The sequence below is a fragment of the Alteromonas sp. BZK5 genome (assembly GCF_014349115.1).
Taxonomy (GTDB): domain Bacteria; phylum Pseudomonadota; class Gammaproteobacteria; order Enterobacterales; family Alteromonadaceae; genus Alteromonas; species Alteromonas macleodii.
Genome location: NZ_JACSOE010000010.1, coordinates 1 through 22,114, shown reverse-complemented (window position 1 = coordinate 22,114; position 22,114 = coordinate 1). Strand labels below are relative to the sequence as shown.

Annotated in this window: 16 protein-coding genes; 1 reads left to right on the top strand and 15 read right to left on the bottom strand. The window is 43.9% G+C overall.

The window, feature by feature from the left end; genetic code table 11:
* Positions 1–29 precede the first annotated feature (29 nt).
* The 15 genes from nhaC to BIZ39_RS04525 form a co-directional block, all read right to left on the bottom strand.
* Positions 30–1,505 (bottom strand): Na+/H+ antiporter NhaC, encoded by a 1,476-nt coding sequence (gene nhaC / locus BIZ39_RS04595; RefSeq protein ID WP_014979337.1) that lies wholly within the window; start codon positions 1,503–1,505, stop codon positions 30–32.
* A gap of 72 nt (positions 1,506–1,577) precedes the next feature.
* Entirely contained in the window at positions 1,578–2,912 is a 1,335-nt protein-coding gene (locus tag BIZ39_RS04590; RefSeq protein ID WP_014949544.1) for a sodium-dependent transporter, read from the bottom strand.
* A gap of 82 nt (positions 2,913–2,994) precedes the next feature.
* Positions 2,995–5,037, bottom strand: coding sequence for a carboxy terminal-processing peptidase (gene prc / locus BIZ39_RS04585; protein WP_187446465.1), 2,043 nt, complete (start codon positions 5,035–5,037; stop codon positions 2,995–2,997).
* A gap of 3 nt (positions 5,038–5,040) precedes the next feature.
* Positions 5,041–5,709, bottom strand: a complete 669-nt coding sequence (gene proQ / locus BIZ39_RS04580; protein ID WP_014949542.1) for an RNA chaperone ProQ — start codon at positions 5,707–5,709, stop codon at positions 5,041–5,043.
* Positions 5,710–5,725: 16 nt separating this feature from the next.
* Complete coding sequence (locus BIZ39_RS04575) at positions 5,726–6,016, bottom strand: hypothetical protein (RefSeq protein WP_014949541.1); 291 nt, start codon at positions 6,014–6,016, stop codon at positions 5,726–5,728.
* Between the two features lie 2 nt (positions 6,017–6,018).
* Entirely contained in the window at positions 6,019–6,474 is a 456-nt protein-coding gene (locus tag BIZ39_RS04570; protein WP_014949540.1) for a GAF domain-containing protein, read from the bottom strand.
* A gap of 12 nt (positions 6,475–6,486) precedes the next feature.
* Entirely contained in the window at positions 6,487–7,218 is a 732-nt protein-coding gene (locus BIZ39_RS04565; protein ID WP_187446464.1) for an SIMPL domain-containing protein, read from the bottom strand.
* A gap of 391 nt (positions 7,219–7,609) precedes the next feature.
* Positions 7,610–8,731: a pyridoxal-phosphate-dependent aminotransferase family protein gene (locus BIZ39_RS04560; RefSeq protein WP_262385708.1), complete on the bottom strand. Its 1,122-nt coding sequence runs from the start codon at positions 8,729–8,731 to the stop codon at positions 7,610–7,612.
* Between the two features lie 520 nt (positions 8,732–9,251).
* On the bottom strand, positions 9,252–9,776 hold the full coding sequence (locus BIZ39_RS04555; RefSeq protein WP_061095036.1) for a gamma carbonic anhydrase family protein: 525 nt from the start codon (positions 9,774–9,776) through the stop codon (positions 9,252–9,254).
* A 10-nt stretch (positions 9,777–9,786) separates the two neighbouring features.
* On the bottom strand, positions 9,787–10,647 hold the full coding sequence (gene tesB / locus BIZ39_RS04550) for an acyl-CoA thioesterase II (RefSeq protein ID WP_061095035.1): 861 nt from the start codon (positions 10,645–10,647) through the stop codon (positions 9,787–9,789).
* A complete protein-coding gene (locus BIZ39_RS04545; RefSeq protein WP_187446463.1) occupies positions 10,640–12,520 on the bottom strand; it encodes a protein kinase domain-containing protein in 1,881 nt (626 codons plus the stop codon). Before BIZ39_RS04545 ends, tesB begins: the two co-directional genes overlap by 8 nt.
* Before the next feature lie 83 nt (positions 12,521–12,603).
* Positions 12,604–13,482, bottom strand: coding sequence for a 23S rRNA (adenine(2030)-N(6))-methyltransferase RlmJ (locus tag BIZ39_RS04540; protein ID WP_187446462.1), 879 nt, complete (start codon positions 13,480–13,482; stop codon positions 12,604–12,606).
* 147 nt (positions 13,483–13,629) lie between these two features.
* Positions 13,630–15,330, bottom strand: coding sequence for a dihydrolipoyllysine-residue acetyltransferase (locus tag BIZ39_RS04535; RefSeq protein WP_061095032.1), 1,701 nt, complete (start codon positions 15,328–15,330; stop codon positions 13,630–13,632).
* Between the two features lie 16 nt (positions 15,331–15,346).
* Positions 15,347–16,324: an alpha-ketoacid dehydrogenase subunit beta gene (locus tag BIZ39_RS04530; RefSeq protein ID WP_061095031.1), complete on the bottom strand. Its 978-nt coding sequence runs from the start codon at positions 16,322–16,324 to the stop codon at positions 15,347–15,349.
* Complete coding sequence (locus BIZ39_RS04525) at positions 16,324–17,511, bottom strand: thiamine pyrophosphate-dependent dehydrogenase E1 component subunit alpha (protein ID WP_061095030.1); 1,188 nt, start codon at positions 17,509–17,511, stop codon at positions 16,324–16,326. The genes BIZ39_RS04530 and BIZ39_RS04525 overlap by 1 nt, the downstream gene beginning before the upstream one ends.
* 499 nt (positions 17,512–18,010) lie before the next feature.
* On the opposite strand from BIZ39_RS04525, the gene BIZ39_RS04520 reads away from it, so the two are divergent.
* A complete protein-coding gene (locus BIZ39_RS04520) occupies positions 18,011–21,985 on the top strand; it encodes a S8 family serine peptidase (RefSeq protein ID WP_187446461.1) in 3,975 nt (1,324 codons plus the stop codon).
* The last annotated feature ends 129 nt before the right edge of the window (positions 21,986–22,114 follow it).

The window sequence follows — 22,114 nt, the reverse complement described above, 5'->3', positions numbered from 1 at the left end:
GCCTACGTGGGTTTAATTGGAACTCTGTGTTAAACCGTATCTTTGCTGTTTACTTCAACATGCGGTGGCGTAATACGTAAAATCTTGATACCTAAATACGCATAAATAACAGCAAGGATCGGGTTGATTACGTTGAAGAATGCATAGAATACGTAATCAAATGGATTGACTAATAAAACACTGTGCATGTAAGCACCACAGGTGTTCCAAGGAATAAGTGGAGACGTAAGTGTGCCGCCGTCTTCAAGGCTTCGAGAAAGATTCAATTGGTCTAAACCACGCTTTTTGAATTCTTCTTTGTACATACGGCCTGGCATCACGATTGAAATATACTGATCTGCAGTAACCAGGTTGGTACCAAAACAAGTAAGAATGGTTCTGCTCACCATATCCCCTGCGGATTTTGCACCAATTAATATGGCAGAAACTGCACGCTTTAATAGGCCAACACGCTCTAATACGGCACCAAACGACATTGCACAGATGATCAACCAAATGGTATTTAACATAGAAGACATGCCACCACGAGAAAGTAAGCTATTTAAGTTCTCGTCAGGTGTTGAGAAGCTTACGCCATCGAATAGCGCAGTCCAAACTACCTTCAACGCGCCTACATTCACCGAGTCGTCACCACTTGCCATAGAAGTAACCACATCCCACTGGAAAACTACTGCCCAAACGCCACCTAACAAAGCGCCGATAAAAACAGCTGGAAACGCAGGCATCTTTTTAATCGCTAAGGTGAGCAAAACGACAAGGGGAATTAACAAATGCCAACCTAAGTCAAAAGACTCATTTAACAAAAGTTGCATCTGCTCAATGCGTTCTGCTTTGGCTTCACCCACTTCACTAAAGCCCAGTACCGTAAATAGAATAAGCGCAATAACAAAGCTCGGAATCGTCGTCCAAAGCATGTAACGGATGTGCTCAAATAAATCCGTGCCCGCAACGGCAGGCGCTAAGTTTGTTGTTTCAGATAAGGGCGAAATTTTATCGCCAAAGTACGCACCTGATACTACTGCGCCGGCGGTTATGGCTGCCGACATTTCCATGCCTGCAGAAACGCCCATTAGCGCAACACCCACAGTCGCCGCGGTAGTCCAAGAACTACCTATACTCATTGCAACAACCGCACAAATCAGACAAGCGGCAGCATAGAAAAACGAGGGGTTAAGCAACTCTAAACCGAAATAGATAAGCGTAGGCACGGTTCCAGCTAGCATCCATGTCCCAATAAGAGAACCTACCGCTAACAGAATTAAGCAGGCACCTAAAGACATTGAGATACCGTCTACAATGCCCTTTTCGATAGTTTTCCAGCTGTAGCCATTTTTCATTCCAATGATAGCAGCTAAGCCCATCGCTAAAAGAAGTGCAATTTGGTTTGGACCGTAAGAAGAGTTATCGGCAAACAAATAAACTGCGCTTCCCATCATTATGACTAACGCAAGAATAGGAAGCATTGCATCGAGAAGTGACGGCGTTTTTATTTCTTTATTCGTCATTGTCGTTTTTTAAAACCTTATTATTGTATTTGTAACGCGTTAAGCGTGCTGTCCGCTTTTTACCAGAATGCTTTAGAAAACTGAGCGGTAGAACATAAGCGCAATGATAACGGGACACACAAAGCGTACGTACCAAGGCCAAATTTTCCAGAAAATGCTGTGTTCAGCAAACTGATCACCTTGTTTAAGTTCATCGAGTATTGCATCTCTGCGCCACACCCAACCTGCGAAAATACACAAGGCAAGTCCTAGTAACGGTTGGCTATACTCGGTAGTTAATGCGATAACAAAGCCGAACAAGGTTTCAAAATTTAAGATGATGATGCAGCTTAATACAAAGATGACCGATGCCATTAATAACACGGCCTTTTTACGTTGAAGACCTTTACTTTCTACCATAAACGCAACGGGAACTTCCAACATTGAAATTGAAGACGTGACGGCAGCAATCGCCATTAGCGCGAAAAAGGTAAAAGCAACGAAAAGACCTACGCTACCAATGGTATCAAACAGTGCTGGTAGTACTTTGAAAATCAGCGTATCACCTTGGATTAACGCGCCTTCAGGTGTGAAGATTTCAACGCCGTTGTTTAATGCAACGTACATGGCCGGGATAATAAGCATACCCGCAATAACCGCAACACCGATATCGACAAGCGCTACCGACGCACCAATGCTAGGTAGATTTTCATTTTTACTTAAGTATGAACCATAAACCAGCATGGTACCCACACCTAAAGACATTGAGAAAAAGGCTTGTCCCATGGCGTTAATTAATAAGTCTGGGTCTAGAACGCGAGAGAAGTCAGGTACTAAATATGCTGACCAACCTTCTACGGCACCAGGCTGTAGGCTCACATAAACAATCAGTGCAAGAATGAGAATAACCAATGTAGGCATCAAACGCACCGACCACTTCTCAATGCCTGACTTTACACCACCGACAACGATAAATGCAGTTAAGCCCATGAATAAGAAGCAGAAAATAATGTTACGCGTAACTGATGAAGTGAGTAGCCAGTCGCTAGCACTCGTAAATCCCACCATGCTAACGGCTGCATCGGCGAAATAAACCAGCATCCATCCGCCTACAATAGCGTAGAATGCAAGGATAAGTGACACGGTAACACAGCCCCAAATGCCCGTTAGCCTTCCGACGAAATTGCCTGATATTTTACCTAAAGCGTCAACCATATTCGAACGTGAACTACGACCGATTATAAGTTCTGCCATAAGTACGGGATAAGCGAGTACAAAAGCCAGCAGTAAGTATACGAGAACAAATGCTGCGCCGCCGTTACTTGCTACCTTTGTAGGAAAGCCCCAAATATTACCTAGTCCTACTGCCGAGCCTGCCGCTGCTAGCACGAACCCTATTCGAGAGGAAAATTCGCCTCTGATAGCCATGTTATTTCCCTTTATTATTGTTTTAATAATTTATAGACACAAAAAAAGGGCTGGCCCTAGACCAGCCCTTTTTTCTAATCACTTAATTTCTTGTGATAGCGTAACGGCCTGTTTCGATCATATCGAAAGTAATATTGGCTGCCTCGTCCAAGAATGGATCTAATTCTTCCATATCTTCAGGTAGGTCGTCCAATGTTGTGACAGTTTCCATTCCCAATCGCTGTAAACGTTCGTTAGCACGAGCAAGCGACTTCTCTTCCGCCTCTTTCTTCTCGCCTTCACGTACAGATTTAACTAATGAGATGAAGTTCTTGTCTTTATTTTCCTTATATTCCTTTATGTCGTCTTGGATATAAGAAAACTCAGGATCTTGTAAAATACGTTTGTTGTGCTTCGCTGTTAAAACATCAAGCGCAGCAGTACCGTCTGCAAACGTCGTATAGTTAGCGCGATTGATACTGTCCCATGGCAACGCATTTTCCGCTTGGCTTTCTCCCCATTCAGCTGGTTCAACCGCCGATGGATAAAGAATGTCAGGAATAACGCCTTTATGCTGTGTGCTGCCGCCGTCAATGCGATAGAACTTGGCGATAGTAAACTGAACACTACCTAATGGGTTGTCGTAAAGGTCATAAATTTTACCTAAACCGCGATGCTGCTGCACTGTCCCTTTCCCGAAGGTTTGTTCACCTACGATGAGAGCACGGTTGTAGTCTTGCATCGCTGCCGCAAAAATCTCTGAAGCAGACGCGCTATATCTGTCAACTAATACGGTTAACGGGCCATCATAAGCCACTTCGCCATCTGTATCACGGTTAACGCTAACTTTGCTTTGACCGTATCGAATTTGAACCACCGGGCCTTTTTCGATAAATAGGCCAGTAAGTAACGTTGCTTCGGTTAGAGAACCACCGCCATTACCGCGCAAGTCTACGATAACGCCTTTAACGTTTTGCGCTTTCAAGCTTTCTATTTCTTTAGCAACATCCATACTAAGGTTGTTATAAAAACTTGGAATGGTGATTACACCTAGAGGTTCACCCGCGTGAGGACCAGTCTCTGGCACATATACTTCCGATTTGGCTGCGCGATCTTCTAACTTAATTTTATCGCGAGTAAGGCTAACTACCGACGTGGTTTTCGCGTCCGTGGCTCCTTTTTCAACCTGTAGACGAACAGTACTTCCTTTCGGGCCTTTAATTAACTCAACCACTTCGTCCAATCGCCAACCAATCACATCAACAAACTCTTCGTCGTCTTGTGCTACGCCAACAATTTTATCTTCTGGTTTTATTGCGCCAGACTCGTCTGCAGGACCGCCAGGTACAACGCTTTTGATTACCGTGTAATCATCTTCGCTTTGCAAAACCGCACCAATACCTTCGAACGACAAGTTCATGTCCATTTGGAAACGTTCAGCGTTACGCGGAGATAAGTAACTGGTGTGAGCTTCAATTGTACGTGCGAATGCATTCATTGCAGTTTGAAAAACGTCTTCGCTCTTTGCTTGCTTAGTGCGCTTAATCGCTCGCGTATAGCGTTTGGTAAGAAGTTCTTTCGCCTCTTCCCATGTTTTGTCTGCAAGTATTAGATTTAACGCGTCGTATTTAACGCGTTGACGCCAAATTTCATCCAGCTCAGCTTTATTAGCTGGCCATTCAGCATCTTCTCTGTCGTAAAAAAACTTATCGCCTTCTTTTTCAAAGTCGAACGGGCCTTTTTCTAACAGTGCAAGTGCAAATTCATAACGCTCAATGCGTCGTTTTGCGCTTACGTTATACATAGCATAGGCAACAGAGAGGTTGCCTTTACTCAGCGCATCATCAAACAATGTGCGGTATTTCTCAAAACCCACAACATCAGACAGCAATAACACTTGTTTATTGTGATCTAATGAATCGATGAAGCGCTGGTAAACTCTAGCTGAGAGTGCATCATCCAACGAAATTTCCTTGTAGTGCGCCCTGGTAAAGAGTGCGCTTACTCGCTTAGCTGCAACACTGTGTTGAGATTCCTGTTGTAAAATGGGAAGCTCGTCTACCTCTGGTGTTGACGTAACTGCGCCTGCTCCTACCCCAACGGTAAGAAAAGCACTGGCGATGGAAATTCGAAGGATGTCTCTCATATTTTACGACCTCTTGGAGCGTGCCAAACGTAAAGCGTCTGCGTTTACTTTAACTACCATGCCTGAGTCTAATTGAACGTGAATGCCATCTTTAGCTACTTCGGTAATTACTGCAGGCATAGGTGCTTTACCTAATTTAACGGTAACTTGCGTACCTTGCTGTAAATCGCTATCTGTCAATTTCGCAGGTGGTGTATTGTTTGGTCTGTTATTTTTCGGTTTAGTTCCGCGCTTAGTATCAGCATGGTCCGAATTTGCAGATTTTTCACCTTTTGGACGATTAAATTGACGTTTATCTTTTCGCTTAGGCTGCTGAGCTAGCTTAGCTTTGCGCTTTTCAGCTGCTTTTGCTTTGCTTTCTTCTAACTGCTGCTGCGCATGATCAGCGTGTTCTTTTTCAATTGCATCGCCTTCAACGCCGTCTAAATCTACACGGTTTGCACCTTCTTTGATGCTATGAAGATAGCGCCAGCTGTTGGTGTAATGTCGTAGTGTAGAACGAAGTAAGGTTTTGCTAACGCGTTCCTCTTCTTCTAAACGTGTGGCAAGATCTTGAAAAATACCGATCTTAAGTGGGCGGGCCTCGCCTTCAATGCTAAAACATTTCGGAAAGGTCTCTGCAAGGAAAGCTATCACTTCCTTACTGTTGGTAAACTTCTCTGGTGATTCCATTAACTTTCTAAATTATTCAGGAGATTTCATCGTTACTTGCATCATCCCAAGTTGCCAGCGTGTGGTCAACCCAATCAAGCAATTCGTCGTCATCTATTTCTAATAAATGCTTATCTTGTTGCCAAGATTCCCATGCGTAGTGCAAAATTTGCTCTAAACGCTGTGTTTCAATATCTTCTTCTGCATTGTCGTACACCGCATGTAAGATGAAATTTAAACGTTCAGATGCCTCATCTGGGTCATCATGAAAGTCTTCCATGTCCTCATACGTGGATAAAACAACGTGAATATCAACACTGGATTTCATAATTATTTCTGCGAATCCATAAGAATTTGAGCAATTTCAACGAGCCCTTTTTCGTCTTCTTCGGTAAAGCGTTCAAAAACAGGGCTGTCGATATCAAGTACGCCAACCAGCACATCGTTTAGCACTAGTGGAACAACAATCTCAGAGTTTGACGCAGCATCGCAGGCAATGTGTCCTTCGAACTGATGAACGTCTGCTATACGCTGAACAGTTCTGGTACTTGCACTCGTTCCGCAAACGCCTTTTCCAAGTGGAATGCGAATACATGCTGGTTGCCCCTGAAATGGACCGAGTACCAACTGCTCTTCTTTATAAAGGTAAAAACCTGCCCAATTCACCTCTTCGAGGCTGTTGAAAAGCAGCGCACTTATATTTGCCATGTTAGCGATAAGATCGTGCTCGCCAGAAACCAAGCTCTTTGCTTGGTTTATTAACTGACCGTACTGTTGTTCTTTCAAACGAATTTCCTGCTATTGAACAATGTTAAAAGACACATTAACACGCGCTTCTATGCGCTCTTGGCCAGGTAAAGACATAGACATGTCTTTGGCAAAAGCTTCGGCGCGCATTACTGGAATCGGCATATTGCCACCAGATTCTGAGATTGCAACAACTTCACCTACTTCAATCTCTAATTCTTTTGCTAATAACTGTGCACGTTGCTTTGCGTCTTTTACCGCAGAGATAAGTGCTTTTTGATAGGCATCGCCTTCACCAACTGAAATAAAATTAAATTGTTGTATGCGATCAACACCTCGTTTAAGCACGCCATCTAATACTTTGTCATAAGTTTCAAGGTCAGTAGATGTGACGTTGATATCTCGTGACAACGTGAAACCTTCTTGCTGACGGCCTTGAGGCGTATTGATATAGCGAGGTTGTAAGCGTACTTGCATACTCTGAATGTGCTTTTCATCTATACCTTGATTAAGCAAGAACTTAACAATAGAGCGGAGGTCCGAATCAAGCTGAGTGTTCAGTTTACCTACTGTATTACCTTCTTCTTCAACAACGAGTGTGACTGAATAAGCATTTGGTGTCACTTCTACCGCTCCTACGCCTTGCACATTTATAACCGCTTCTTGTGCGGCCTGTGCAGAAACCATAGGTGCAGATAAGGCAATAAATGATGAAGCTAACAATGCTTTTTTAACTACACTTTTTGCTGTCGAATAAGTATTAGTACGCGTGATCATTTTCATAGAGATTCCTTTTTTATGGTGCCTTTTAATTACGTTACCGAAAGGATAAATGTTTAAAACTGAATAGTTTATGAATATACGCAACAAACGAAATCTTAGCACTGAACTGAGATGAGAAGAGATATAACTTCGCCGAGATGTGCTTTTTATGAGGCAAGACCCAAAAATGGATAACTAATACCAGTCAACTTGATGTAGAACCACTATAACTGCGGTAACACGCCGCGATTACGAACATTTTAAATCTCGCTGAGTGGGTAATGATCTATGCGGACTGATATCAAAGCGCGATGTTAAATGGGTTTTATATGCTAAATGGTTAAAAGCCAACCGTTCAGCTAAGCATCTCGCTGAACGTGTTGACCGAAAAGAGTAAAAGGCGCTAGGCGTTTTACTTAAGCACAGTGCGCAACGCAGCAAGGCAGTGATCGATATTACGGGGTTTACATGCGTATCCCATAAGACCAATTCGCCATACTTTACCGGCATGATCGCCTAAACCGGCGCCGATTTCTAAATTAAAATCTTCAAGCAATTGCTTGCGAACGGCAGCATCGTCTACGCCGTCTGGAATTTTAACTACATTTAATTGAGGCAAACGATAAGCGCTGTCTACCGTTATCTCTAACCCAAGTTCACTTAGACCCTGCGCAAGTTTTTCATGACCCAATGCATGACGCTGCCACGCATTTTCTAAGCCTTCTTCTTTTAAAATCAGAAGTGCTTCGTACATAGCGTACATACTGTTGACAGGTGCGGTATGGTGGTAGGCACGCTTGGCGCCCTGCCCCCAATAACCAACAATCAAGTTCATGTCTAGAAACCAGCTTTGCACTTTCGTTTTTCGGTTTTGAATAACGTTAACTGCTCTTTCACTAAATGAAACAGGAGAGATACCCGGCACGCAACTCAAACACTTCTGTGAACCTGAATAAATAGCGTCAATGCTCCAACCGTCAACATCTAACTCGATACCTCCAAGAGAGGTAACTGCATCAACAATGCTAAGACAATCATACTTTTTAGCCAGCTCACAAAGCGCTTTGGCTTCATTGCGTACGCCCGTAGATGTTTCGGCGTGAACAAAGGCAAGGATCTTTATATCCGGATTGGCTTTAAGGGTGTCTTCTACCACATTAAGGTCAGTTTGCTCGCCCCATGTATTGTTGACGGTAATAGCCTCACCACCACAACGCTCTACGTTTTCGACCATTCGATTGCCAAATACGCCGTTAATACACACGAGTACCTTATCGCCTGGTTCTACAAGATTAACAAAACATGCCTCCATTCCTGCTGAGCCCGGAGCAGAAATAGGCATAGTAAGTGTATTGTCAGTTTTAAATGCATATTGTAAAAGCTGTTTGGTTTGGTCCATTAACTCAATGAATAATGGATCGAGATGACCCAGGGTGGGTCTCGCCATGGCGTTTAGAATTCTGGGGTTAACATCGGATGGTCCTGGACCCATCAAAGTCCGTTCAGGGGGAATAAAAGTAGAAAATGATTGCATAATCCATCCTCGTATTAATGTAAGAGTCTGTTTTTAGAGTCAGTATCACGCATAGTTAGCATGAACGTTGACGTCATACTACAAGGATAATGGCATGGTACAACTGTCTGTTTTCAACATAACTTTCATGAATGGAAGTATGTCTATTTATTTAACAAGAGTATACATTAACCACGCTTCATCACGTGGATAAAATGCGTGCGACATGTGGATATAAACTGTATATCTTTTTACTTAAAAAACATCACATCCGACCAGTATGTAGTCCATTGATTACTAACGTATAAGTTCTACAATTTGATTGACGTTGAGAGTGTAAGATAAAATTCACGCAAAAATCGTTTATAATTTAAACAAATGTATTCTATACTCATTGTCCGTTTAAAAGATTTTATTTAAACTCTCCCGTGTAAAAGTTAGCGCACGGCTCAGCAATGAGCCATTCCCCTAGGCCCGGAACGTTTGTTCTGGGCATTTTTTATGGGGATTCAAAATATCGCGAACAGCCTAGTCTTAAATGTCAGCTATCAACTGGCTGTAATGATGACTTATATGTTTTGGCGTTATCTACGTAATGTTCTGCGGACGCTTTTAGTTTGGGTTCGATCTTCTCATCAAATGTTCTAATGACTTTACCAGGCGCTCCAACTACTAAACTGTAATCTGGAATTTCCATGTTTTCCGTTATCAATGCGTTAGCGCCAATGATGCAGTGCTTTCCAATTTTTGCACCGTTTAATACGACAGCGTTAATTCCTATCAAGGAATAATCACCAATCTCGCAGCCGTGAAGCATGACTTTATGTCCTACAGTTACCCCTTCACCTAGCACTAAAGGAATACCTGCATCGGTGTGTAATACGCTGCCATCTTGGATATTCGTATTTTCACCAACGGTTATCTTGTCCATATCGCCGCGTATAACCGCATTGAACCAAACGCTTGAACCCACTTTGAGTTCAACATTACCAATAACGTGTGCGCCTGGCGCTATAAACGTACTTTCATCAACCAGCGGTGATGTAGAACCTAATTTGTAGCGCATTACCCTCTCCCTATTCGTCTACTTTTCTCATTAACCCTTCTTGCATGGTTGACGCGACAAGTTCACCATTTTGGTTAAATATTTGTCCGCGTACCAACCCTCTAGAGCCTCCGCTAAAAGGACTCTCCATTGCATACAATAACCATTCGTTCATATTAATTTGGCGGTGGAACCACATAGCATGGTCTATCGTTGCGATTCGAAGTGATTTATCGGTTACCGCAACACCGTGTGGTTGAAGCGACGTGCTGAGAAAATGATAATCTGACGCGTAAGCAAGCGCAGCTTGATGAACAGTCAGTGATGCATTCATTGTGTCTCTTGCTTTTAACCAGATATAACGCGTCGGTTCGCGTTTCGCTGACTGGTAAGAGTTAGCTGCATCTACCGTGCGGATATCTACAGGTTTATGATAGCTCAACGCTTCTTGCATGGGCCGTGCAATTTTATTGAAGTTAGCTTCATAGAATTCAATGTCAGACTGCACATCTTCCGGCGCAGGCACATCTGGCATTGTTGGGTTTTGATGCTCCATGCCATCTTGAGGAACCTGAAAAGACGCTGTCATGTAGAAAATATTTCTACCATCCTGAATGGCTTTAACCCGTCTAGCAGAGAAACTTCTGCCGTCTCGCACTACTTCAACATCGTAAACTACAGGCTTTTTAGCATCGCCTGGTAGTAAAAAATAAGTGTGGAATGAGTGTGCGACTCTATCTGCCTCCACTGTTTCGTATGCAGCTGCTAACGCTTGCCCCAAAACTTGTCCACCAAACAAGGCGCGGAAGCCTAAATCCCAGCTTTGACCTCGATAGATGCCAGCTTCCACTGTTTCGAGTTCAAAAAGTGACGATAGTTTAATCTCAGACATGTTGTACTTTCTCTTCAATTACTGCTTTTGGGTTTCGTGGGTAGTACTTTTCAGGCAATTTTGCTTTATGCTCGAAAAAGCGCGTATCTTTATAGGGTAACTTCATAAACCCTGAAATGCCTAGCCCTTTTATTTTGGGAATTTGCTGAACGAGTTGCGCTAATAATGCGTGGAAGCGCTCTTCTTGGCTGTGGTCAAGCAACGTGTAATAGTTGTGAATTTTCAAATGCCGCGGTAATGCTTCAAATATAATACAACCAGTGTGATGTATTGTATTAAGTTGAACGATGGTATCGATAATCTCCTGAGGCAGCTTTAATAGTTCATCTGGATCATCGCCATCTTCGAAATATGAGTGAGTACGGCTTTCATCCTTTTGTGCAGAAACCCTTGATAGTTCGTAGGGAATAAACATACCGCCAGCAGGTTTAAAGTCTTCATCTTCACTTTCGCGTTCAATGTGCAGCGTGTTTTTGGCGTTGAACATACAACATTTGAACACCGCGGGCTTGTGAATAGCCCTTGCTAAATTAATGACATTATTCACTGCTAAATCAAACGCTGCTTTCATTGATTCATCATATAAGTTCAAGCTTGAATCGACATATATACCTTCTGGCTCCCAGCGCACAGCCATACCGCCAACTACAGGGTAACGGCCTAGTCTGCTTATTGCAGAAATAAATGCTTTTTCGGTATCCCCCATGCCCTGTAAATAGTTTTTGTAGTAGCGGTCAAATTGCGCATCGTCTATATAACGAAGTTCATCTACATCTTTTTCATCTAATGAGTCAGACAGTCTAGCCTGTTGGCGTAGGTAAGATTTTCGAGAGCTGTAAACAACGGTTTCAATATCAGCACGGTTCTGAGCGTGGGCCAGCCACGTAGGTATTAGCGGAGTGTACTGCGGTGGCTTGTCTTGTGTGAAAACCATATTCTTCAAAACGTGGAGATGATTAAACAGGTAATCTCCGCCCTGCCTTCTCTTTTCTGGATCTTCACTGAGCATGTGCTCAAGGATATTAGCAAGCATTTTTGGAAGACCAAGGGATGACGGCGTGATAACTTTACTGCCATAACGGCAAGACTGTCCTGAAGCCAAAGCATACAGGGTACTCGCCAGGCCTTGTTCATCAAAGCGGGGGCTGGAAAGTGCGCCATTAAGCTGCTCCTCGCCAATAAAATATACATCGCCAAGTCGAGCATTAGTTTGATGCAGTTCACCCGACATTAAATCCATGACATTATTACCCACATACTGCCCAGTAATGTCAGTCTGTGCGAACACTGAAGAGCCCCAATCAATCAGCCCAACCGATTCATTTTCGACATCCCAAACCAGATTCGAGGGTTTTATGTCTCCGTGCACAATGGGTTTAATTTCTCCATTTTCACTGTATTGGCGAAAACTGGATAAAAGTTCGCCGACCTGCACTGCAATTTTGACGATAATACGGGGCGAAAGTGGGCCTGTTTTCAAGCTGACTTTTTCTAGGTCTTCGCCAGGTGCGCGACCCATAACTAAGATGGATTGTTTACGTATTTGTTGATATTCAATAAACCGCGGCACAAACTCGTGATTAACGTGAGAAAGCATAAATGCTTCCTCTTCTAGTCTATCTTGCACATGCTGCGGCAACGTTATTCGCGAAAACTTAAATACCCGTGATTCACCGCTTGGCGCGTTCCCTGCAAACGCAAACCCAAAGGCTCCTTTTCCTAAAAGTTCGATGTCACTGTACCCCAACCCTTCTAACTGTGAGATACAAAGGTTTACCCAGTCTTTTAACTTTTTCGCATCCGCATGAGATAGCAGATATATCGACTGCTCATCGGGTATATAGAAATGTTTTAGGCCTTTGAGTTGCGACATGTTTTTTACTTCACGCTTTTAGTGACTTTTTGAAACAGATTAATCAGCAACAATACGCTTACCATTGTTAAACCGCACAGCAATCAATTATCTTCGTTTATCCAGGTAACATGCGCTGTAGCGTGATAACCTGCTTCATTTTCACCTAGCATACCAACAACGCTTTCTAACGCGCTTTTTAAATTAGTATCTAGCTGCCAAGGCGGGTTCAAAACGAATACGCCCGAACCATACATTCCGGCATCAGCGGTATTTTCTTCCAAGCATATTTCTGCTTTAAAACAGGGTTTACCCATTGCTGCAAGCTTTTCACACATAGCTTCACTTGCACCACTTTTGGCGCCAGCCCTCTCTGACAATAGTGGATACCACACTACGATTTGTGCCTGCTGCCAGCGTTTGAATACCTGTTCCACACCCTTAACAAGGTCGCTATATTCATTCACGCGCTCATAAGGAGGGTCGATTAAAATAGCACCGCGATTGGGTTTAGGTGGCGTGAGAGCGCGAAGCCCTTCGTACCCGTCACGTTTATGGACGTGGCTATTAAGGGTGCGTAAACGGGATACGTTTATGTCTAGTTTATCGAATTCCGCAGGATGAAGTTCCATTAGGTGTAAATTATCACCGTCCCTTTTTACTTTTGCGCTTATTGCCGGTGAGCCCGGATATTGTTGTTGTGCTAAAAACGGTTCACACAACGATAAATAGTCGGCCAACAAATTTGGCAAGTCCTGCGCGCCTTTATCATCTATAAGCAAACGAGATATACCTGTCTCGTACTCTTTATTTTTTGATGACATGGCATCGGTTAGATCGTACGCGCCCGCGCCTGCGTGGGTGTCGAAAAGCGTAAAAGGTTTATCTTTTTTCTTTAATGCGTTGATAACGCCAATCCAACAAAGATGTTTGATGACATCAGCGTGGTTGCCCGCATGAAAGGCATGTTGATAACTAAGCACAAAACCTCAGTAAAATTTTCGTTTGTTTATAGTGCTCTATAATAACGTCAACGCGCTTTGAGGTATACAAAACAAAAAAGGGCCAATAGTTTTGCTACCGGCCCTTTTAAAATATTGCTACTGCAAATCAAATTGCTTTGAATGATATCACTTAAGGTGCATCAACATTTTTTCTGGCTGAGTTAGGTAACTCATCCATAGATTATTGAATCGCACCATAGTCGCACCATCAATAATACGGTGGTCGCCAGACCAATTAACCGCCATGATATTTTGCGCGCTAACATTTCCTTCATCGTCAAAGCGTGGAAGTTTCTGCGTTTTGCCAAGAGCAACAATAGCAGCTTCTGGTTTATTAATTACTGGCGTTGCGGTAATACCGCCTATTGCACCGATATTAGAGATACTAATCGTACCGCCTTTAAGGTGCTCGCCAGCCACGCGGCCCGCTCTGGCTTGTTCGATAATATCCTGCATTTGAACAGCAATCTCTAACAGAGATAGGTCTTGAACACGCTTAATATTGGGTACAAGCAAACCAATTTTAGAGTCTACTGCAAAACCAATATTGTGATCTGCGAAGTAGCTTATCTCAGTGGCGTCTTCGTTAAGCTGACTGTTAACTACAGGGAACTCATTGAGTGCCAACGACATTGCTTTAACGAAAAACGGCATAAAGCTGAGTTTTACGTTCTTCGCTTCAAATTCAGGTTTAAGCAGCTTGCGTAGCGACATCAGGTTGTCCATTACCAACTCGTCACTGACTGTGAAGTGCGGGATAGTATAGACCGAAGCCGACATTTGCTTCGCCATAGCTGCCTGAATACCGCGTACTTTTTCTGTTCTAACGCTGCCTTTAAGCACAGTGCTTGTGCTATTCAAATCACCTTTTTCTGCGGTAGATGAGCTTGGCGCAGAAGATGACGTATTTTGAGACGACGTGTCAACATTCGAATGTTGTAGATTCAACACGTCAGACTTAAGGATCCGCCCCTTTTTACCCGAGCCTTCCACAGTAGAAAGGTCGATATTCTTTTCTCTTGCAACACGTCTTACCGCGGGGCTAGCCAACACTTTACCTTCTATAGCGATAGGTGGCTCGTATTCGCCGTCGCTGAATTTTGAAGGAGCAAATTGCGCTGATTGTTGACTTGAACCGTTTGTTTGCTTGTTCACCGAACTTTGAGATGCAACGCTTGAAGCACTGTTGTTTGCCGATGGTGATTCGTCATTAGTACCGCTACTAGTTGTGACTTCACCGGCAACTTCTAGCGCAAACAATGCACTATGCACTTTCGCTATATCGCCTTGCGCGTAATAAAGACGATGCACGGTACCTGCGTTTTTAGCGGGGATCTCTACCACTGCCTTGTCGGTCATCACTTCTACAACGGCTTGATCTTCTTCAATTTCATCGCCTTCAGCCACGTTCCATTTCACAATTTCGCACTCGACAATACCTTCACCAATATCTGGCAAAATAAAGTCTTCGATGTGCTTGCCGTTTGAAGCGCCTGAAGAAGCACTATCATTCGCTGTCGCTGTTTCAGACGCATTGTCTTTTACTTCCGCTTGCGCGTCTTCATGTGTATCTGAGTTAGCGTCGGCATCATCTGGCGTCATAGAGAATAATGGTGCGTGCACTTTAGCAATATCGCCTACCGCGTAATGCAGTTTATTAACCACACCCGCATGCATTGCAGGAATTTGCACGGTAGCCTTGTCGGTCATTACTTCCGCGACAGGTTGATCTTCTTCTATATGCTCACCTTCAGAAACTAACCATTCCAGAAGTTCACATTCAACTATACCTTCACCAATGTCCGGTAAGATAAATTCAATTGTCATTTCATCGTCCCCCGGCTTAGTAGTGAAGCGTACGTTTTATGGCTTCGTACGTCTTCGTTTCATCTGGCATATATTCTTTTTCGTGCGCCAAAGGATACGGCGTGTCTAAACCACACACTCTCGCAATAGGCGCTTCAAGATATAAGAAACAACGTTCCTGAATGCTCGCTGCGATTTCACTCGCAAAGCCACCCGTTAGCGGTGCTTCGTGGTTTATCAATAAGCGACCTGTTTTCATTACAGATTGCATAACCGTTTCAACGTCCCACGGTAATATGCTGCGTAAATCGATAATTTCACACGACACACCATCTTCAAGAGCCATTTCTGCAGCTTTTTGCAGTATTTCTATCTGCGCGCCCCATCCAAGTAAAGTAATATCGCTACCTTCTTGAACAATATCTGCCTTACCTAATGGCAGTTCGTAATCTTCTTCAGGCACTTCCGATACAGAAGCACGGTAAAGACGTTTAGGCTCCATAAACAATACGGGGTTTTTATCGCGAATTGACGCAAGCAACAAACCTTTCGCCTGATATGGGTCACGAGGGATAACAATCTTTAACCCTGGGCAGTGAGCGAAGAATGCCTCTGGTGATTGACTGTGATAGTGGCCGCCGGCAATACCGCCGCCATAAGGTGTACGAATTGTTAGCGTACCAACGTCGAACTGACCGCCTGAACGATAGCGCCATTTAGCCGTCTCATTCACGATTTGGTCAAACGCAGGGAAAATGTAATCACCGAATTGAATTTCAGCAACAGGTACAGAGCCCTGTGATGCCAATCCGTTTGCGAAGCCTATAATGCCTTGTTCAGTAAGCGGCGTGTTAAAGCAACGTGCTTTGCCAAATTTTTCCTGAAGATGGCTGGTCGCACGGAATACGCCACCAAAATGGCCCACGTCTTCGCCAAAGACCATTACTTTTTCATCTTCGGTCATGGCTGTGATGAGTGCATTATTAATTGCTTGAAGTAGATTCATCTTAGCCATTATTTTACTCTCCCTGCTGTTTTAGGGTACATCTTCGGGTACTTCTTAATATGCGCTTTCAATTCACTGAGTTGTTCTTTTAAGTGCCAAGGTGCTGTGTCGTATACATCTTCGACAATGTCTTCAATGGCACATACGTCAGTCTTTTCACAACTCTTCATTGCTGCTAGAACGTCTTGTCTTGCTTTATCGACGCGTTTTTGGTTCTCAGCCTCGTCAAACCAGCCTTTGCTTTCTAACCATTTCGCCATACGAGCGATAGGGTCTTTTGCACGCCACTTATCTTCTTCTTCACGAGAGCGATAGCCTGTTGGGTCGTCTGACGTGGAGTGCGCCGCTAAGCGATAAGTCATGGCTTCAATAAGTACAGGACACTTTTCTTCAATGGCAATACGACGGGCTTCTTTTGTAGCTGCGTAGATGGCTAACACATCGTTACCATCAACACGGATGGTTTTAATTCCGTAACCCAAACCACGAGAAGCAATGCCGTCGCCCGCGAACTGTTCTTCTGCTGGTGTTGAAATGGCGTAGCCATTGTTACGGCAAAAGAAGATAACTGGGCAGTTTAGTACGGCTGCCATATTTAACCCTGCGTGAAAGTCTCCTTCAGACGCTGCACCTTCACCGAAGTAACAGATAGTAACCACATCTTTACCCGACATTTTCTGGCCATAGGCGTAACCAGATGCTTGAGGGATCTGTGTGCCTAGTGGTGAAGATATAGTCATGAAGTTAAGTGGCTTGTCACCATAATGGATAGGCATTTGACGTCCTTTATTCGGGTCGTCTTTATTGCTAAACATTTGGTTCATGAACTGTTCTGTGGTGTACCCGCGGTACGCCAATGCGCCCTGCTCACGGTACTGAGACATAATCATGTCGTCGTCTGAGAGTGCTGCAGCACTTGCAACTGACGCCGCTTCTTCACCTGTGCTTGCCAAGTAGAAACTAATACGACCTTGGCGCTGTGCACCCACCATACGTTCATCCAATACTCGAATGTAATGCATGGTATTAAATATTTTTAATGCTTCTTCTTTGCTGAGGTCAGGTTCAACTGCTTTTTCAATGAGTTCACCTTCAGCAGCAAGGATTTGCAGCATTGGGATATCAACAACCCCTTTAGTAATAATTTCGACCTTATTTGTTGTTTTTACTTCGGCCAAATGATTTCTGTCTTTCACGTTTGTTCCCCTTAAATATGAGGGTTAATAGCGACTTATAGTGATACCAATATGCTAGTTGAGAAAATGCAGGAGCGTCCTACTTATTCATTGGCATTTTTTCAAATGGGTGAAATAGACATACTCAATTAGTCTAAATGAAAAGGATATTCGTCCTAAAAACGTAAACCTTATGTAAATAATATGAAAATCACGTAGGACAGATGTTTCTTATTCGTCTAAGTGGACAAAGTATTTAGATTTTTACAACTTAGGATGCCAAACCACGTCGGTGTATAACTTCAAGTAAAAAAGGAGTTATCTATGCAACGTCTATTCACCGTTAAATGTAACAAAATGTGTAAGTTGTGTATTGCAGAAACACACGTTACAAAAAGAAAAAAAGTGTGCTAGTAATAGACAGTCACAACGATAAGTTGCGTTTTAAACGAGGCGAATGACCTTTGAAGCAAACAAGAAAATCGTTGGGCTCCAGGGAACTATTCACACGAGAATAATTATGAAAAAAACAATCCTAAGTACAGTTATTGCTACCGCATTAGCGGGCTCGGCTTTTGGTGCTTTAGCTATATCAAATCAACTATCTGGTTACGGCGTAGAGCAACAAAATGCCATTGAGGCGTCGTTCGACAAGAAGAATATTCTTGCAAATGCCATTCAAGCAAATAGCGATAGTGTACGTGTTATCGTCCAGCTAACTGATGTACCGATGGCGCAATTCAGCGCTGTAAACCCAAGTGTAAGCAGTATGGCTGCGCACAAAGGCAAAAAGGTTAACTTTGAGTCAAGCGCAGCAAAGGAATATAAGTCATTCCTTGAATCGCAACAGCAATCCGTTATTCAATCTATCAAGTCTTTCGACAAGTCATTTAAAGCTGATATGTCATATACGGCTGCGTTCAATGGCTTTGCGGGTATCGTTTCAAAAAGTGCTCTTGATCAGCTTTCAAGCCTTTCAACGGTGAAAGCAGTATATCCTGACGTCATTCATCACGCACAAATGGACGCAAGTTTGGACCTCATTGGTGCCGTAGAAACTTGGGAACAGCTGGGTGGTAAAGAAAATGCAGGCGCAGGTGTAAAAGTTGCGATTATTGATAGCGGTATTCGCCCAGAAAACCCGCTATTCAGTGGTGAAAACTTCACAGCTCCAGATGCTGAAACGCTTCCTACTGATGACTACTGCTCAGAAGTTCCTGATTTCTGTAACAACAAACTTATCGTAGCTCGCGCAGCCGATATCGTAGAAGGCTTCTCAGTTGTTGAAGAAGAATATGAAAGCCCACTCGGTTTTAACGGTCACGGTACTCACGTTGCCGGTACTGCTGTTGGTAACTACGGTGTAATGGCTGAGCGCGATGGTGCAGAAGCTGAAATCTCAGGTGTTGCTCCAGCCGCTTACCTAATGGTTTACAAGGGTTTGTATGCAACACCTGCTAACCCAGCGTCTTCTAGTGGTGCCTCTTCAATGCTCTTATCAATGCTTGAAGCCGCGCTTACAGACGGCGCCGACATTGTAAATAACTCGTGGGGCGGCGGCGCTGGCGGCAACCCCAACGGCTCTATTTATGAAGACGTACTTGAAGCAATGCACGATGCTGGCGTGGTTACCGTCTTCGCAGCGGGTAATGACGGTCCAAATGAAGGTACGATTGGCTGCCCTGGCTGCTCAGAAGATGTAATCACCGTTGCAAACACAACAACGGGTCGTCTATTTGCAAATGAAGTGACAATTGAAGGTGACACCACTATCGGTTCAATTCCAGCACTTTATTCTGTAGGCAATCCAGCCATTGTATTTGATAGCCCAATTACCGCACCGGTTGTTTATGCAGGTGAAGTAGATGCGGCAAACGTTGAAGGTTGTGATGCATTTGCTGCAGGCGCGTTTGACGGTGCAATTGCGCTTATCAGCCGTGGTACATGTGGCTTTGTAACAAAAATTGAGAACGCAGAGGCTGCTGGTGCAACTGCTGTTCTTGTTCACAATGTCGATGGACGCGGTGAAGCGCCAATATTAATGGGCGGCCTGAGTGAAGCTCAAACCATTCCTTCACTTATGCTTCCTGCGACATCAGGGCAAGAACTTGCGTCTTTAGCGATAGCAACAGACGAAGCACTAAACGTAACCATTGGAAGTGACATTGTTCGCGTTGTTTCAGACAGCCTTGCTGACATCATGAATGAAAGCAGCTCTCGTGGACCGAATGGCGATCCGTCATTCCTTAAGCCCAACATTGCCGCTCCTGGTACGCGTATTTTCTCTGGTGAATCTCCAGATGCACCAGGACACGAAGACCAGAACTTCTCGTTCAAAAACGGTACCTCGATGGCATCGCCTCACGTTGCTGGAGCAGCTGCACTTCTTAAACAAATGCATCCTGATTGGACTGCACAACAAATTAAGAGCGCGCTAGTAACCTCTTCAATTCGTGACGTATTAAAAGAAGATGCGACTACACAAGCAGACAACTTCGACATGGGTGCTGGCCGTTTAGACTTACCGCGCGCAACGACAGTTGAGCTAACTTATAGCGACCTAAGTCTTGTAGATGGTAATTGCTACTTGAACTGTGAAATGTCTATCACGGTAACTAACACCAGCGATGAAGACATAACTGTTGATGCAACAGCTATGTTCAATGATCCAGCCATTTCAGCATCAGTGACGCCGCAAATGGCAACGCTACCTGCAGGTGCATCTGCTGAAATCATGGTTGCAGTAGACGTTACAACGGCTTCAACTGGGTCATGGTCTTTCGGGGGCATTAACTGGGCAGACACAGACGATACAACAACGGATTACTTTATTCCCGTTGCAGTTTATCCAATCAGCACAGATAGACCTGAATTATTTAGCAGTGACGTTAGCACGCAAGTGGCTGAAGAAGGTCAACTGGTTAGAGTTTCTGCATCAGCGACAAACCAAAATGTTACTGGCATGATTGGTGTTACAGGAACAGTAGACCACAAGTTCCAGATTGATCCATCTACTATTGCTGCGGTTAAGAACGGAAACCAAGAGCCTGTATCCTACGATGCTGACAAAGGTCAAATCTACTGGGAAGGTGCGTTGAACACCTCGTCTTACTCATTAGACGCAGATACTACTATCGCTGCACTAACGGGTGGTTACCTTCCAATGGCCGCGCTGGGAGTACAACCTCTAACCTGTTCAGGTTCGTGTGATGATACCTCAATCACTATCTCAGACCTTCCTGAGATGACGTATCTAGGTAAGACATACACCTCAATGCAGATTTCTTCAAACGGTTATATATCTTTGGGGACATCTTCAGGAAACGTAACAACGCCTACGCCTGCTGTTATGCCAAACAGTAATGAACCTAACAATGTACTAGCACCTTTCTGGACAGACCTTGATTTATTAGGTACTGACGCAGGAGATGAAGGTACAGGTAACTTATATGCTGCTAGCTTGAATGGTCCTAATGGCTCATTGCTTGTAATTGAATGGGAAAATGCACAGCTGTGGGGCATTCCTGATACAAGCTTTAACTTCCAAATTTGGTATGACTTTGCTTTTGATACCATCCACTTCGTATACGGAAATATGGATAGCCCTCAATACGCTACTGTTGCTGGGTTCGAGAATCCAACGGGTACAGCTGGCTTTACTCTTGGTGCGTTAACATCTGCGGGGGCACAAGGAACGTTACCTGTTTCAGGTGATGAATTCATTTTAGCATCATCTCCTGGTGATGAAATTGAGTTCAGCTATAACGGTACCGTTGTTCCTTCAAGCGAATACATGGATGACATGCTGTCAGTTAACGAAGATGCGTCGGTAACGGCTAACATCCTTGCTAATGAAATGGACAGCACAATCATCAACACATTTACCATGGAATCGCTTTCAGGTGATTTTCGTACGTTTACGCCAATCACTATTGATAAAGCGCCGCTTGATCCATCGACTGTTGAAGTAACTACTGAGCCTGCAAACGGTACAGTTACAGTAAATGAAGATGGTACGGTGACCTACGCTCCAAATACTAACTTCTTCGGTGAAGATTCATTCACGTATACGGTGCGTGTTGAAGGTACCATTGATGAAAATGAAGAGCCGGTAGAAGGTGATATTGTTGGTGAAGGCACAGTAACTGTAGCGGTTGCGGGTGTGCAAGACGCACCTGTTATCTCAATCTCTGCACCAACAAGTGTAGATGAGGGTGAGTCATACACCGTGACGGCTTCTGCAACTGACCCGGACGGTGACGACGTTACTATTACCGTAAATGGTATGGCTACATCATCAATCACTGACACCGCGCCAAGTCATGAACAGGCTCGTCAGGTAACAGTTGAAGTAACTGCAACTGACGGCATCGATACTACGACAGAAACCGTAATAATTCGTGTAAACGATACATCGGGTGGTGGTTCAATGGGCTGGATTGCATTGCTTCTTGCTCCAGCAGTTTACCTACGTAGACGCATGAAACGTTCATAACGTTTTTTGATAAGAGAAAAAAGGCCGCAATTGCGTAATGCCGATCAGTTAAGAAAATTTTCATGATCGGTTGACCGATCTTTTTAAGGCTTCAAAATCCGATATCAGTCTCTGGTATCGGATTTTTTA

What these genes read in the sequence shown, in the direction of transcription:
- nhaC (WP_014979337.1), bottom strand. Translation starts at nt 1,505, where the DNA reads ATGACGAATAAAGAAATAAAAACGCCGTCACTTCTCGATGCAATGCTT.
- BIZ39_RS04590 (WP_014949544.1), bottom strand. Translation starts at nt 2,912, where the DNA reads ATGGCTATCAGAGGCGAATTTTCCTCTCGAATAGGGTTCGTGCTAGCA.
- prc (WP_187446465.1), bottom strand. Translation starts at nt 5,037, where the DNA reads ATGAGAGACATCCTTCGAATTTCCATCGCCAGTGCTTTTCTTACCGTT.
- proQ (WP_014949542.1), bottom strand. Translation starts at nt 5,709, where the DNA reads ATGGAATCACCAGAGAAGTTTACCAACAGTAAGGAAGTGATAGCTTTC.
- BIZ39_RS04575 (WP_014949541.1), bottom strand. Translation starts at nt 6,016, where the DNA reads ATGAAATCCAGTGTTGATATTCACGTTGTTTTATCCACGTATGAGGAC.
- BIZ39_RS04565 (WP_187446464.1), bottom strand. Translation starts at nt 7,218, where the DNA reads ATGAAAATGATCACGCGTACTAATACTTATTCGACAGCAAAAAGTGTA.
- BIZ39_RS04560 (WP_262385708.1), bottom strand. Translation starts at nt 8,731, where the DNA reads ATGCAATCATTTTCTACTTTTATTCCCCCTGAACGGACTTTGATGGGT.
- BIZ39_RS04555 (WP_061095036.1), bottom strand. Translation starts at nt 9,776, where the DNA reads ATGCGCTACAAATTAGGTTCTACATCACCGCTGGTTGATGAAAGTACG.
- tesB (WP_061095035.1), bottom strand. Translation starts at nt 10,647, where the DNA reads ATGTCTGAGATTAAACTATCGTCACTTTTTGAACTCGAAACAGTGGAA.
- BIZ39_RS04545 (WP_187446463.1), bottom strand. Translation starts at nt 12,520, where the DNA reads ATGTCGCAACTCAAAGGCCTAAAACATTTCTATATACCCGATGAGCAG.
- BIZ39_RS04535 (WP_061095032.1), bottom strand. Translation starts at nt 15,330, where the DNA reads ATGACAATTGAATTTATCTTACCGGACATTGGTGAAGGTATAGTTGAA.
- BIZ39_RS04530 (WP_061095031.1), bottom strand. Translation starts at nt 16,324, where the DNA reads ATGGCTAAGATGAATCTACTTCAAGCAATTAATAATGCACTCATCACA.
- BIZ39_RS04520 (WP_187446461.1), top strand. Translation starts at nt 18,011, where the DNA reads ATGAAAAAAACAATCCTAAGTACAGTTATTGCTACCGCATTAGCGGGC.